General features: G+C 41.8%; 10 protein-coding genes, 1 other RNA gene and 1 other annotated feature. Of the genes, 10 read left to right on the top strand and 1 reads right to left on the bottom strand.

The window, feature by feature from the left end:
- The first annotated feature begins 38 nt into the window (after positions 1–38).
- The 4 genes from recJ to dtd all read left to right on the top strand — a co-directional run bounded on the left by recJ (position 39) and on the right by dtd (position 5634).
- Positions 39–2399, top strand: a complete 2361-nt coding sequence (gene recJ, locus HNQ84_RS05675) for a single-stranded-DNA-specific exonuclease RecJ (protein ID WP_435621455.1) — start codon at positions 39–41, stop codon at positions 2397–2399.
- Complete coding sequence (locus HNQ84_RS05670; RefSeq protein WP_003396235.1) at positions 2365–2877, top strand: adenine phosphoribosyltransferase; 513 nt, start codon at positions 2365–2367, stop codon at positions 2875–2877. The genes recJ and HNQ84_RS05670 overlap by 35 nt, the downstream gene beginning before the upstream one ends.
- A gap of 103 nt (positions 2878–2980) precedes the next feature.
- On the top strand, positions 2981–5179 hold the full coding sequence (locus HNQ84_RS05665) for a RelA/SpoT family protein (protein ID WP_435621454.1): 2199 nt from the start codon (positions 2981–2983) through the stop codon (positions 5177–5179).
- A 14-nt stretch (positions 5180–5193) separates the two neighbouring features.
- Entirely contained in the window at positions 5194–5634 is a 441-nt protein-coding gene (dtd, locus tag HNQ84_RS05660) for a D-aminoacyl-tRNA deacylase (RefSeq protein WP_435621453.1), read from the top strand.
- A gap of 35 nt (positions 5635–5669) precedes the next feature.
- On the opposite strand, the gene HNQ84_RS05655 is transcribed toward dtd, so the two are convergent.
- A complete protein-coding gene (locus HNQ84_RS05655; RefSeq protein WP_183241150.1) occupies positions 5670–5843 on the bottom strand; it encodes a hypothetical protein in 174 nt (57 codons plus the stop codon).
- A 132-nt stretch (positions 5844–5975) separates the two neighbouring features.
- On the opposite strand from HNQ84_RS05655, the gene HNQ84_RS05650 reads away from it, so the two are divergent.
- The 6 genes from HNQ84_RS05650 to HNQ84_RS05625 all read left to right on the top strand — a co-directional run bounded on the left by HNQ84_RS05650 (position 5976) and on the right by HNQ84_RS05625 (position 14957).
- On the top strand, positions 5976–7235 hold the full coding sequence (locus HNQ84_RS05650) for an N-acetylmuramoyl-L-alanine amidase family protein (protein WP_435621452.1): 1260 nt from the start codon (positions 5976–5978) through the stop codon (positions 7233–7235).
- A 52-nt stretch (positions 7236–7287) separates the two neighbouring features.
- Positions 7288–7517 (top strand) — a binding site (T-box leader).
- 52 nt (positions 7518–7569) lie between these two features.
- Positions 7570–8841, top strand: coding sequence for a histidine--tRNA ligase (gene hisS, locus HNQ84_RS05645; protein WP_435621451.1), 1272 nt, complete (start codon positions 7570–7572; stop codon positions 8839–8841).
- A gap of 11 nt (positions 8842–8852) precedes the next feature.
- Complete coding sequence (aspS, locus tag HNQ84_RS05640) at positions 8853–10631, top strand: aspartate--tRNA ligase (RefSeq protein WP_435621450.1); 1779 nt, start codon at positions 8853–8855, stop codon at positions 10629–10631.
- 50 nt (positions 10632–10681) lie between these two features.
- A non-coding RNA gene (gene ssrS / locus HNQ84_RS05635) (6S RNA) lies at positions 10682–10874 on the top strand.
- Positions 10875–10987: 113 nt separating this feature from the next.
- A complete protein-coding gene (locus tag HNQ84_RS05630; protein WP_435621449.1) occupies positions 10988–11752 on the top strand; it encodes a tRNA threonylcarbamoyladenosine dehydratase in 765 nt (254 codons plus the stop codon).
- A gap of 145 nt (positions 11753–11897) precedes the next feature.
- Positions 11898–14957, top strand: coding sequence for an efflux RND transporter permease subunit (locus HNQ84_RS05625; protein ID WP_435621448.1), 3060 nt, complete (start codon positions 11898–11900; stop codon positions 14955–14957).
- Positions 14958–15022: the final 65 nt, after the last annotated feature.

Genomic DNA, 15022 nt, shown 5'->3' with positions numbered 1-15022 from the left:
ATTGTTTTGTATAATAAAAAGGTTGAGGGGTGAATGATATGTTAGCATCGAAAACCCGTTGGAACATCAAACAAGTAAACGAACAACAAGTGCAAATGATTGCGCAAGCGTTACATATAGCTCCGCTCGTTGCTTCATTGCTCGTCGGCCGCGGCTATCATACCGTTGAAGCCGCTCGTTCTTTTTTTGAACGAAAGCAATCGTTTCACTCGCCATTTTTGTTAAACGACATGGAAAAAGCGGTCGAGCGAATAGAGAAAGCGATTACAAACGGCGAACGTATTCTTGTTTTCGGTGATTATGACGCTGATGGCGTAAGCAGTACTGTTGTGATGGTCAGCGCATTACGAGAAAAAGGAGCAAATGTGTCCTTTTACATTCCGAATCGCTTTTCTGAAGGGTATGGGCCAAATGAACAAGCATTCAAATTTGCGAAGGAACAAGGGGTATCGTTAATTATTACAGTTGATACAGGTATTTCTGCTTTACATGAAGCCAACGTAGCCAAACAGCTCGGTATCGATTTAATTATTACAGACCATCACGAGCCTGGTCCGGTATTGCCGGAAGCATATGCAACGATTCATCCGAAAATTAGTCCAAACTATCCGTTCAAACATTTAGCGGGCGTCGGAGTAGCATTTAAGCTTGCTCATGCGCTCATCGGGCGCGTGCCATACGAATGGCTGGACGTTGTCGCGATTGGAACGATTGCTGATCTCGTTCCGCTTCAAGACGAAAATCATTTACTTGCTCGATTAGGGATTGAACAATTTCGCCAAACGAAACGTCTCGGTTTACAAGCGCTTTGTAAACAATGTGGTGTATCCTATACAGCTGTGACGGAAGATACGATTGCGTTTATGATTGGTCCGCGCATTAATGCCGCTGGACGTCTCGATTGCGCTGATCCAGCTGTTCAGCTGTTGTTGACGACAGATGCAAATGAAGCGGACATGCTGGCTGAGCAAATTGATGCGATGAATCGCGAACGTCAGCAACTCGTCAACGAGATAACGGAAGAAGCGATTCAACTTGTCGAGCAGTATTATAGAGATGATCGCGTGTTAGTTGTAGCGAAAGAAGGCTGGAATGTCGGTGTCATTGGCATTGTGGCGTCTCGTTTAGTCGAAAGGTTTTATCGCCCAACGATCGTGTTAAGCATTGATCAAGAAAAAGGGATAGCCAAAGGATCAGCGCGAAGTATTGAGGGATTTGACTTATTTGCGAATTTATCAAACTGTCGCGACATTTTACCTCATTTCGGTGGACATCCGATGGCTGCGGGTATGACGCTCTCTTTTCATAATGTAGATGAATTACGTCGTCGCCTAAACGAAGCGGCGAAGCAACAACTGACAGCAGAACATTTTATTCCTGTTACGCATGTCGATTTGCGTTGTTCGATTAGTGATGTTTCATTGGAATTAATTGAACAAATGAATCGGCTTGCACCGTTTGGAATGGGAAATCCGAAACCGCGCGTCCTTTTCCAACATGTGCAACTAGATACGTTACGAAAAATTGGAACAGATCAAAATCACTTAAAATTGTTATTAACAGAAAACGGAAAAACATTAGAAGCGATCGGATTTGGCTTCGGGCATATTGGAGATGAAATTGCGCCGAACGCTCGTCTCTCGATCGTCGGAGAACTGGCCATTAACGAATGGAATAACTTTCGCAAACCACAGTTAATGATTCAAGATGTAGCTGTGGAGGAATGGCAATTATTTGATATGCGCCATATTCGTCATCCAAGTAAGTTCATGGCATCGCTTCCAAAAGAAAAACGGTTATTCATCGCTTTCCATCACGATACAGTAGATGTGCTGCAATTAGGGGCGTATGCCGACGAAATTGTATATGTACTAAGCGAGCAAGAAGCGACGATCGATGTGAGTGGAAAATATGTCGTTTTTCTTGATTTGCCTCCGTCCCAGCAAATCGTCAAAGTTTTATTAAGTTGTAGTTTACCTGAACGCATTTATGCGTTATTCTATCAAAGGGAGAATCACTTCTTTAGTGTGTTGCCGACGCGTGAACATTTTAAGTGGTTGTATTCCTTTTTGCATAAGCGTAGCCCTTTTGATGTACGGCGTTACGCTGACGATTTGGCTCGCTCGCGTGGGTGGACAAAAGAAACGATTTTGTTTATGATTCAAGTGTTTAAAGAGCTTGGATTTATTACAATTGAAAACGGGATCGTCTCTTTAGCCCGTCATGTGCAAAAGCGGGATCTAACAGAATCGCCTTCTTACCGATTAAAGCAAGCGCAGGCCGAACTTGAGCATATGTTTTTATACTCATCTTATTCCCAACTGAAACGTTGGTTTGATTCATTGTATGAGGAGGAAAATATCAATGGATTTAAAACAATACGTCACGATTGTTCCTGATTTCCCAAAACCAGGTATTCAATTTAAAGATATTACAACCATTATGGACAAAGGGGAAGTGTACAAATACGCAACAGATCAAATCGTCAATTATGCACGTGAAAAGAAAATTGATGTGGTTGTGGGACCAGAAGCCCGCGGATTTATTATCGGTTGTCCAGTTGCCTATGCGCTTGGTGTTGGATTTGTTCCTGTTCGTAAGGAAGGAAAACTGCCTCGCGAAGTCATTCGTGTCGAATACGGTTTAGAATACGGCAAGGATGTATTAACGATGCACAAAGATGCGATTAAACCAGGACAGCGCGTCCTTATTACAGACGATTTATTAGCAACCGGTGGTACGATCGAGGCGACGATTAAGCTTGTTGAACAGCTCGGTGGTGTTGTTGCAGGCATTGCATTTTTAATTGAGTTAACGTATTTAGAAGGTCGCGAAAAATTAAAAGGATACGATATTTTAACGTTAATGCAATTTTAATGAAGGAGGGGCACAACGCTCCTCTTTTTCGCATGTTGCTCTTTACATTTGAAAAAATTTTCATGATAATATTGTAAATACGTTTAAAATAAAAGGTGATTGCATGGCAAATGAACAAGTATTAACGGCAGAACAAGTCATTGAAAAGGCGAGCCGTTATTTGTCGGAAGACGACGTACAGTTTATCGAACGGGCATATAAGTTTGCGAAAGAAGCACATCGTGAGCAATATCGGAAGTCAGGAGAACCGTATATCATTCATCCGATTCAAGTAGCAGGTATTTTAGTTGACTTAGAAATGGACCCTGCGACAATTGCAGCTGGATTTTTGCATGATGTCGTCGAAGATACACATGTGACGAAAGAAGATTTAGAAAGAGAATTTGGAAAAGAAGTAGCGATGCTCGTTGATGGTGTAACGAAGCTCGGAAAAATTAAATATAAATCACATGAAGAACAACAAGCAGAAAATCATCGCAAAATGTTTTTGGCGATGGCGCAAGATATACGCGTCATTTTAATTAAGTTGGCGGACCGTTTGCACAATATGCGCACGTTAAAACATTTGCCGATTGAAAAGCAACGCCGCATTGCGAATGAAACGCTTGAAATTTTCGCTCCACTCGCGCATCGACTTGGAATTTCAAAAATCAAATGGGAGCTTGAAGATACAGCCCTTCGTTATTTGAACCCGCAACAATATTATCGCATCGTCAATTTAATGAAAAAAAAGCGGGCGGAACGTGAGCAATATTTAGAAGAAGTCATTCAAGAAATGCGTACACGGTTGCATGAAGTCGGTATTCAAGCTGAAATTTCTGGACGTCCGAAGCATATTTATAGCATTTATCGCAAAATGGTTTTGCAAAATAAACAATTTAACGAAATTTACGATTTGCTTGCTGTACGCATTATCGTTGAAAGTATTAAAGACTGTTATGCGGTACTTGGCATCATCCATACATGTTGGAAGCCGATGCCGGGGCGTTTTAAAGATTATATTGCCATGCCGAAGCCGAATATGTACCAATCGCTTCATACGACCGTTGTCGGTCCAAAAGGCGAGCCACTTGAAGTGCAAATTCGGACGTTCGACATGCACCATATCGCAGAATTTGGAATTGCTGCTCATTGGGCATATAAAGAAGGAAAGACCATTCGCCCAAATACATTTGAAGAAAAACTATCATGGTTTCGCGAAATTGTAGAATGGCAAAACGAAACGAACAACGCAGAAGAGTTTGTCGAAACGTTAAAAATGGATTTATTTTCTGACATGGTGTTTGTTTTTACACCAAAAGGTGACGTCATCGAGCTTCCAGCTGGTTCAGTGCCGATTGATTTTGCGTATCGCATTCACTCAGAAATCGGAAATAAAACGATTGGGGCAAAAGTAAACGGAAAAATGGTTCCGCTCGATCACCCGCTACAAACTGGAGATATTGTTGAAATTTTAACGTCCAATCATTCATACGGTCCGAGTCAAGATTGGTTAAAAATTGCACAAACATCGCATGCGAAAAATAAAATTCGCCAATTTTTCAAAAAGCAACGCCGGGAAGAAAATGTGGAAAAAGGGAAAGAGCTTGTTGAAAAAGAAATTCGCAACATGGGTTTTGATGTCAAAGAAGTGCTCACCGTTGAAAATATGAAGCGGGTGGCAGAAAAATTTAACTTTGCTAATGAAGAAGATATGTATGCGGCTGTAGGATATAACGGCATTACAGCTGCCCAAGTCGCGCATCGTTTAACAGAAAAGTGGCGAAAACAACGCGATTTAGAAGAGCAAGCGAAACGTTTGTCGGACATGCTCCAAGAGGCAAAGACCATTACCCCAATGAAAAAGCGCGATTTTGGGGTATGCGTCGAAGGAGTAGATAATTTACTTATTCGTTTGTCGCGCTGTTGTAATCCGGTGCCTGGTGATGAAATTATCGGTTTTATTACAAAAGGACGCGGTGTTTCGGTTCATCGTGCCGATTGCCCGAATGTACTCGCAGAAGAAGCAAGAGAGCGACTCATTCCTGTTCAATGGGAGAGCAGCGCAAACTGCCAGCGTGAATATACAGTCGATATTGAAATTACTGGATATGATCGACGTGGCTTGCTTAATGAAGTATTGCAAGCTGTCAATGAGACGAAAACGAACATTTCTGCTGTTTCTGGAAGAACAGATCATCGCAACAAAATGGCGACGATTCATATGACGATTTTTATTCATAATGTGAGCCATCTTCAAAAAGTAGTGGAACGCATTAAACAAATTCCAGACATTTATTCAGTGAGACGGATTATGAACTAGAAAGGGTTGACGCAATGAGAGTCGTTGTTCAGCGAGCAAAACATGCAAAAGTAACAGTAGCTGGCGAAGTGGTCGGGAAAATTGATTTCGGGCTTGTATTGTTAGTTGGCATTACTCATGATGATACGGAGGAGGATGCGGCATTTGTTGCCGACAAAATTGCTCATTTGCGCATATTTGAAGATGAACACGGTAAAATGAACCTTTCCCTTTTAGATGTAGGGGGCTCGATTTTATCGATTTCACAATTTACGTTGTACGGAGACTGTCGCAAAGGACGAAGACCAAATTTTATGGATGCGGCAAAACCAGAGCACGCGAAACATATTTATGAGGCGTTTAATGAGCAATTACGCCAAAAAGGAATTCACATAGAAACAGGTGTATTTGGTGCAATGATGGATGTGGAGCTGACAAACGTTGGACCGGTGACATTAATTGTTGAAAGCAAATAAAAACCGCGCTCGCATGTGGACGAGCTCGGTTTTTTTTATCCTCGTGCTAAATATTTTTTTATTTTTTGTACATCACGAAGAGTAAGCCCAAATTCAGAAGCGAGTTCGAACGATGTGAGCTCGCTTTCTTTTTGAACAAATGCATGAAAATCGACGTGCATAAGTGGTGATTGTGAATGAATAAATTCCCCTTTTTCACTATGGCGCATCATTAAGCTCCTTTCGCGTCAAATATCGTTCGTATTATTCCCAATTTTTCTACCTTTTCATTCAAAGAAGGATTTTTTTTGTTTGTGAAGAAATAAAGTAGCGACCATTGACAACGTAGGGGGATTTGCAACATGAAAAAATCGCTTATGACGTTACTGTTCGTTTTTTTTTGTTTGTTACTGATCGTACAAACGGCGGAAGCAGCGATGAATGTGCGCATAGCTGTTAACCAACTCAATGTCCGTACCGGCCCAGGATTTACGTTTGCGGTACAAGAAAAAGTAGCAAAAGGAAAGCAATATGCTGTCGTTCAAAAGCGAGGAGAATGGCTACAAATCCGGCTTGCCTCAAATCGAACAGGTTGGGTGCATGGAAAATACGTTCAAATGCAAAACGAATCGGTTGAAGCGAAAAAACAAATACAACAACTTGTCGTATGCCAAGTAGATGGTTTACGTATTCGCAAAGGACCAGGAACGACATATGCGGTCATCGGTTATGTCAACCGCAACGAGAAAGGAACGGCGACGATGACACAAAGTGATTGGATATACGTACGCTGGGAAGGAAAAGAAGGATGGGTGAATCGGGCGTATGTAGCAAATGCTGAGCAAAATAGTGAACAAATGACATACGATACATATGTTCAAATGTTATACGACAATACAAATATTCGTTCTTCCCCTTCTACCCAATCGCCTGTGATTTCGAAAGCAAAACGTGGTGATCAGTTCGGAGTCATTCGAAAAGAAGGGCAATGGTATGTCATTCAAGTGGATGCCAAAACGATCGGATATGTAGCCGAATGGGTCGTTCAAGTGACGCAAACATCCGCTCCCTCTCAAAATCAAACAATAGTAGGAAAAACAGTTGTTATTGATGCAGGACACGGCGGCAAAGATTATGGGACAACGGGTGTCAATGGAACAATTGAAAAAATGTTAACGTTACAGACCGTGCTGTTGCTAAGCGAAAAACTGAAACAAATGGGGGTTAACGTCATTTTAACGCGGTCAGATGATCGATTTTTATCGTTAAGTGAGCGAGTACAAATAGCTACGAACAATAAAGCAGATGCGTTCATTAGCATTCATTACGACAGCGCGTTAAATCGCACGGCGAGCGGATTAACGGTATATTACTATAAATCAATCGATCGGTCGCTTGCAGATGCGCTTTTTGATCCCCTCAGTCGCTTAACAGGCATTCAGCAACGTGGGGTTCGTGTAGGAAACTATCATGTTTTGCGCGAAAATAGCCGTCCTTCTGTATTGCTTGAGCTCGGCTATTTAAGCAATCCGAATGAGGAACTGTTCGTCGTATCCCCAACATATCAACAGGCAGCGATAGAAGCGATTTGTAGCGGATTGCTTCGTTATTTCGAAAAATAAAGGTCGTCTTGACAAATGGTTTGTTCGTACGTAATATAAAAGAAAATTCAACATCTCGCCGATGATGGAGAAAAGTAGTTAAGAGTACACATGGCCAGAGAGGAAATGCCGTAGGCTGGAAGCATTTCTCCATGATGACTTAACGAACGAACACTCCGTAGGTTTCTCTTTGAACGCGCGATCGTTAGTAGGAGAGAACGCTTTCCGAGCGTTATCGGATGAAAGTGGAAGCATGCGCTTCAACTAGGGTGGCACCACGGGAATTCATCTCTCGTCCCTAATTTATTAGGGGTGGGAGATTTTTGTTTGCATAAAAACTAAAGGAGGGAATGATATGTCATTTCAAATTCCGCGCGGGACGCAAGACATTTTGCCAGAACAAGCGGCAAAATGGCAATATATTGAACAAATTGCGCGTGAACTTTGTCGGCGTTATAACTATCAAGAAATTCGTACGCCAATTTTTGAACATACGGAACTATTTTTACGCGGTGTCGGCGATACAACGGATATTGTTCAAAAAGAAATGTACACGTTTGAAGATCGTGGCGGTCGCAGTTTAACGCTTCGTCCAGAAGGAACAGCAGCGGTCGTCCGTTCATTTGTTGAAAATAAAATGTACGGATATCCGAATCAACCGGTGAAACTGTATTACATGGGGCCGATGTTCCGTTACGAACGTCCGCAAGCAGGGCGTTTTCGTCAGTTTGTCCAATTTGGTGTCGAAGCGCTCGGAAGTAACGATCCAGCGATTGACGCTGAAGTCATTGCTTTAGCGATGGATATATATCGCTCACTTGGACTGAAAAAACTGAAACTTGTGATCAATAGTTTAGGCGATGTTGAAAGTAGAAAAGCGCACCGACAAGCGCTCATCGATCATTTCCAACCTCGCATTCATGAGTTTTGCGATGATTGCCAAGCGCGGTTACATAAAAATCCGATGCGTATTTTAGACTGTAAAAAAGATCGCGACCACGAACTTATGCGCACAGCTCCGTCGATTCTTGATTACTTAAATGAACAGTCGCGCACATATTTTGAAAAAGTGCAAATGTATTTACAAAAGCTTGGCATCGCATTTGAAGTCGATCCTCGGCTTGTACGTGGTCTAGATTATTACAATCATACAGCGTTTGAAATTATGAGTGAGGCAGAAGGATTTGGAGCCATTACGACATTATGCGGTGGTGGACGTTATAACGGTCTCGTTCAAGAAATTGGCGGGCCTGAAACGCCAGGTATCGGATTCGCTTTAAGCATTGAGCGCTTGCTTGCTGCATTAGAGGCTGAGGGTATTTCATTACCGATTTCAGAAGGAATTGACTGTTATGTTGTGGCATTAGGAGAACAAGCAAAAGAAGAAGCGGTTGCTCTCGTCGCTGCCCTTCGTCAAGAAGGCATCGCGGCAGAAAAAGATTATCAAGATCGAAAAGTAAAAGCACAGCTGAAAGCAGCCGATCGTTTGCATGCGGCATACGTTGCTATTTTAGGCGAAGATGAATTGCAAAAGGGTGTCATTAACGTCAAACATATGGCAACAGGGGAACAGCAAGAAGTATCCCTTGACATATTTGTTTCACATATGAAAAACGTATTGCAATAGGAGGGGAAAGTATGTTCGGAAGGACGCATTACTGTGGAGAAGTAACAGATACAGCGATTGGTCAAACGGTGCGCTTGAAAGGATGGGTGCAAAAGCGTCGCGACCTAGGAGGGCTTATTTTCATTGACTTGCGCGACCGCACAGGCATTGTTCAAATTGTGTTTAGCCCAGATGTGTCGAAAGAGGCGTTGCAAGTCGCAGAAACGATTCGCAGCGAATACGTGTTAGACGTAGAAGGAACGGTCGTTCAACGTGAAGAAGGGCAAGTGAACCCAAATTTACCGACAGGAACAGTTGAAGTACATGCAACGCACGTGGCGATTTTAAGTGAAGCGAAAACACCGCCGTTTCCGATTTCGGACAAAACGGACGTATCGGAAGATGTGCGCTTAAAATATCGTTATTTAGATTTGCGTCGTCCCGTCATGTTTCAAACGTTTCAATTGCGTCATCAAGTAACGAAAGCAATTCGCGACTTTTTAGATGAAGAAGGGTTTTTAGAAGTAGAAACGCCAATCTTAACGAAAAGTACGCCAGAAGGAGCACGCGATTACTTAGTGCCAAGCCGTGTACATCCAGGCGAGTTTTATGCGTTGCCACAATCACCACAAATTTTTAAACAACTATTAATGGTCGCTGGCTTTGAACGATACTATCAAATTGCTCGTTGTTTCCGCGATGAAGATTTACGTGCTGACCGTCAACCAGAATTTACACAAGTCGATATTGAAACATCATTTATGAGTCAAGACGATATTTTAGCAATGATTGAGCGAATGATGGCGCGCGTCATGAAAGTCGCAAAAGGTATCGACATTTCTATTCCATTTCCGCGCATGTCATATGATGAAGCGATCGCTCGCTTCGGCTCGGACAAGCCAGATACGCGCTTTGGACTTGAGCTTGTCGATCTATCTGAGCAAGTGAAAGATTGTGGCTTTAAAGTGTTCGCCAGTGCAGTGCAAAACGGTGGACAAGTGAAGGCGATCAACGTCAAAGGCGCAGCGGACAAATATTCTCGCAAAGATATTGATGCGTTAACAGAATATGTCGCTCGCTACGGGGCAAAAGGATTAGCTTGGTTGAAAGTTGAAAACGATGGACTAAAAGGGCCAATCGCGAAGTTTTTTAATGAAGATGAGCAAAAGCAAATGATGCAAACGCTTGAGACAGAAACAGGTGATTTGTTGTTATTTGTTGCTGATAAGAAATCAGTCGTGGCAGATGCGCTCGGTGCGTTGCGCTTAAAATTAGGAAAAGATTTGAAGTTAATTGACGAATCAGCGTTTCATTTCTTATGGATTACAGACTGGCCGCTTTTTGAGTACGATGAAGAAGAAGGTCGCTATTATGCGGCACATCATCCGTTTACAATGCCTGTTCGTGAAGATGTGCCAAAATTTGAAACAGATCCAGCAAGCGTTCGTGCACAAGCGTATGATCTTGTGTTAAACGGATATGAGTTAGGTGGAGGATCGCTCCGTATTTTCGAGCGCGATATACAAGAAAAAATGTTTAAAACGCTCGGTTTTACTGAAGAACAAGCGCGAGAACAGTTTGGCTTTTTGCTTGAAGCGTTTGAATACGGTACACCTCCGCACGGTGGAATTGCCCTTGGATTAGACCGTCTTGTTATGTTGCTAGCGGGTCGTTCTAACTTGCGTGATACGATCGCCTTTCCGAAAACAGCAAGTGCTAGCTGTCTGTTAACAGAAGCACCAAGCGCAGTAAGTGAAGCGCAATTAGATGAATTGCATTTACAAGTGAAGGGCGTTCAAAAAGTAGACTAAATTTGTAACGTTGCAAATGCATGCGAAGTATGCTAACATACAAGTAACAACAAGTCCTGATGTGTTTGTCGTATCACCTATTGTTTTGACCGAACAATGTGTGATACGGGAGTCCGGGTTTTCAGGTGGCGTACATGCCTCATTTACATACCGAGGACGTACATAAGCTTGAAACAGGGCACCCACCTGTGAGAGAGCGGGTTCAAAACAAAGGCCATCAGCGACGGCACGATTGGGACTTAAGCAACAAAAACGAATAAAGCCTTGACGTAAAGAACATGCTTTACGTTGAGGCTTTTTTTGTGCCATAATGCATGTATATCCGATTGAAATACTTACATATTAGGAGGAAAAACATGTTACATCAATTTTCTCGTAACGAACTTGCGATCGGAAAAGACGGATTAAAACGACTAAGTGAAAGTACCGTTGCGATTCTCGGTATCGGTGGTGTCGGCTCGTTCGCAGTCGAGGCGCTTGCTCGCTCAGGCGTTGGACGTCTTATTTTAATTGACAAAGATGATATTGACATTACAAACATCAATCGTCAAATTCATGCCTTATTGTCAACTGTCGGACGTCCGAAGGTGGAAGTGATGAAAGAGCGCATTGCTGACATTAATCCAGCGTGTGAAGTGATTGCGTTAAAAATGTTTTACACGGAAGAAACGTACGAACAAATTTTTTCGTATGACATTGACTATATCATTGATGCATCGGATACAATTTCGTATAAAATCCATTTAATGAAACAATGTTTAGAACGCAATATTCCAATCATTTCAAGTATGGGAGCAGCAAATAAAATGGATCCAACTCGCTTTCGTATCGCTGATATTTCAAAAACGCATACGGATCCGATTGCAAAAGTCATTCGCACAAGATTGCGAAAAGAAGGAATTAAAAAAGGTATTACCGTTGTTTTCTCAGATGAAAGCCCAATCGTCATTCGAGAAGACGTTCGCAAAGAAGTAGGAAACGATGAAGCAACGATTCGCAAGGCGAAAATGCCGCCGTCATCGAATGCGTTCGTTCCATCTGTTGCAGGTCTCATTATGGCTGCACATGTCATACAACAATTATTAAAAGACATTCCGATTCAACGTGTGGATCAACAATAAGCGCAAGGGAAAAAATCCTTTGCGCTTCTTTATAGCACATTATTAGTTGCAAAGGAAAGGAAATTGAATTATAGTGAAAATGTGACTGTATGGTCGTAATAAAACGACTGTTTGGTCATATTTTGAGAAAGAAAGGAAGAGCGGGATGAACTTTTTAACGAGGTTTAGTTTAAAAAATGCGGTCGCCGTATTTATTATTTCATTTCTACTCATATTAGGCGGACTATATTCATTTTCTTCTTTAAAAGTCGATTTGTTGCCAAATATTGAGTTTCCACAACTATCTGTGGAAGTCATTTATCCAGGCGCTTCACCAGAAGATATGAACGAGCAAGTGACGACAAAGTTAGAGGAAAAGTTTAAAGCAATCGAAGGGGTGAAGAAGCTTCAGAGTACATCATTTGAAAGTATTTCCATTATTAACCTAGAGTTTCCGTTCAACACGGATATGGACGAAGTTGAACGACAAGTTGAATCGCTAATGAAAGAGGCCAATTTACCAGAAAACGTGCAAACAAAAGTGAATCGGTTCTCGTTTGGTACGTTCCCGATTTATAACATTTCTTTGTTTGCAAAAGGGGATACGAACGTACAGCAGTTGTTAGATGATACAATTATTCCAGAGTTGAAAAAAATTAATGGCATTAACTCCATTTCTGTCGGTGGAATGGAAGAAGACATTGTTCAAATTACAGTTGATAAACAAAAAGCATTACAGTATGGCTTAAGTTTAACGCAAATTAAAGAACAAATTAATGAAAAGTTTTTAGCGTTCCCTGCTGGAAATGTTCAAACAGAAACGGTACAAATTCCGATTCGCGTACAACAAAAAATTGAAACGATAAAACAACTTGAAAATTTACCGTTGTCTTCGCCAATGATGAACGCATCACCAGGGGCACCAGCAAGTGGCCAGCAAGCTTCTGCAAAAATTACGTTAAAAGATGTTGCAACGATTGAAGCAGTGAAAGAACAAGGAGAAATTACACGCTACAACTTAAAACCATCTTTATCAATGGCTATTACGAAAAAGCAAGATGCGAACACGGTTGAAGTGGCGGAGAAAGTGCTAAACGTGCTTGACAAATATAAAGACAAAATCGACTATGCCATAGGATTTGATTCTGCTGAAGGAATTAAAAAGTCCGTTGAAACGCTTGTGAGAGAAGGATTGCTCGGTGCATTGTTTGCATCCATCGCAGTGCTTGTCTTTTTAAGAAACGTGCGTGCAACGATCATTGCAATTGTTTCCATTCCACTTTCATTATTAGTCGCATCTATTTTCTTACAGCGGATGGATATTTCTTTAAACATTATGACGTTAGGTGGAATGGCGGTTGCGGTCGGGCGAGTAGTTGACGACAGCATCGTTGTTATCGAAAACATTTTCCGACGCGTGCGCAAATCGAAAACGGGGATGACAGATGAACTTGTTGAAGACTCAACGAAAGAAATTTTGAAGGCAATTACATCGTCGACCATTACAACAGTCGTTGTGTTTTTACCTCTCGGCCTTGTTGGTGGTGTGACAGGTGAGTTTTTCTTACCATTTGCGTTAACGATTGTGTTTTCGCTTTTAATGTCGCTCGTTGTTGCCATTACGATCGTTCCAATTTTAGCGAAATTTTCGTTTAAAAAAGTGCCGCCAGAAGAAAAAGAAGGGGCATTGCAACGAGCTTACGGTAGAGCGATTGAATGGGCGTTGAATCATAAAAAAACAGTCTTGTTTTTGTCTGTTTTATTGCTCGGTAGTTCATTCGCTATTGTACCGAAGTTAGGCTTTACATTTATTCCAAACGAAGAACAAAAATCGTTAATCGCTGCCGTCGAACTTCCATCGTCTACTCCATTAGAAAAAACGAACGATGTATCGTTGAAAATTGAAAATATGTTTGCTTCAATGAAGGAGATTGAAGAAGTTACTGCAGGAATCGGTAGCCGCGATTTCCGTAGCGGATTAAAGCGGAAAAACCAAGCGAACTATTTTATCACGTTGAAAGAAGACACGAACGTGAGCGCATTTATTAAAACGTTAGAAAAAGAAATGGAAACGATCGCTCAAACGGAAGTAAAAGGTGCAAAAATCGGTGTTCAAGAGTTGCAAACAGGCGGGCCGCCGTCAAACAATAACGTAAATATTGACTTGTACTCGACGAACTTAAATGCGTTACAACAGGCAGCGAAAGATGTAGAAGCGTACTTAAAGACGCGCGACGATTTGAAATATGTCACAAATAACTTTACAGATAAACAAAAGCAAGTCGTCGTTAACATTGATACGAACAAAGCAATGGAATACGGTGTATCAGGATTTCAAATTCTCGGTACAATCGCCGATCAAACTCGTCCGGTTCAAGTCGGTACGTTGACGTTAGACGATGAAGAACGGACGGTACAATTGTCGTATGATAAACAAATGGCATCGATAGAAGAGTTAGAAAACACACTTATTTTCACAAAGTTCGGTCCAGTGCCAGTAAAACAATTGGCAGATGTGCAAGAAGTCGATACATTTACATCGATTCAAAAATTGGACGGAAAAGTGTTCGCACGTGTGTCAGCTCAAGTCGTTGGTGACAACATTCAAAAAGTCACACAAGATGTCATCAATGGCGTGAAAAAAGAAATTGATTTACCAAAAGACGTCTCATTTGAAGGCGGCGGTGGAAGTGATGAAACGGTAGAAACGTTCCAACAACTCGGTTTAGCGATGGTTGTAGCCATTGGGCTTGTGTATATTACGATGCTTATTACGTTCGGAAAAGCGCGCATACCGTTTATTATTTTATCATCGCTTGTATTCGTTCCAATCGGCTCGTTGCTCGGCTTATTTATCGCGAATGAACCGATGTCTGTCAGCGTTATGATCGGTTTACTCATGCTCATTGGAATTGTTACAACGAATGCGATCGTTCTCGTTGACCGCATCGGGCAAAATCGTGAGCAAAAAGGAATGACGATTCGTCAAGCGCTCATTGAAGCAGGAAAAACACGCTTACGTCCAATTTTAATGACAGCATTTGCGACGGTTGCCGCACTCATTCCGCTTGCGCTTACGAAATCATCGGGAACGCTCATTTCCAAAGGATTAGCGATTACGGTCATCGGTGGATTGACGTCATCAACGTTATTAACGTTAATTCTCGTTCCTGTTGTATATGAACTATTTTTCTTCCGTCAAGCGAAAAAAGAACGACAAGCATAATGGATAACAGGCTGACTGAAATTCGGTCAGCCTGTTATGTTATAATAGAACGAGAAATGAACAAT

It is taken from the genome of Anoxybacillus eryuanensis (assembly GCF_051200995.1).
Taxonomy (GTDB): domain Bacteria; phylum Bacillota; class Bacilli; order Bacillales; family Anoxybacillaceae; genus Anoxybacillus; species Anoxybacillus tengchongensis.
Note: the sequence above shows the minus strand (reverse complement) of the source record. Positions and strands in the feature narration are given on the sequence as shown.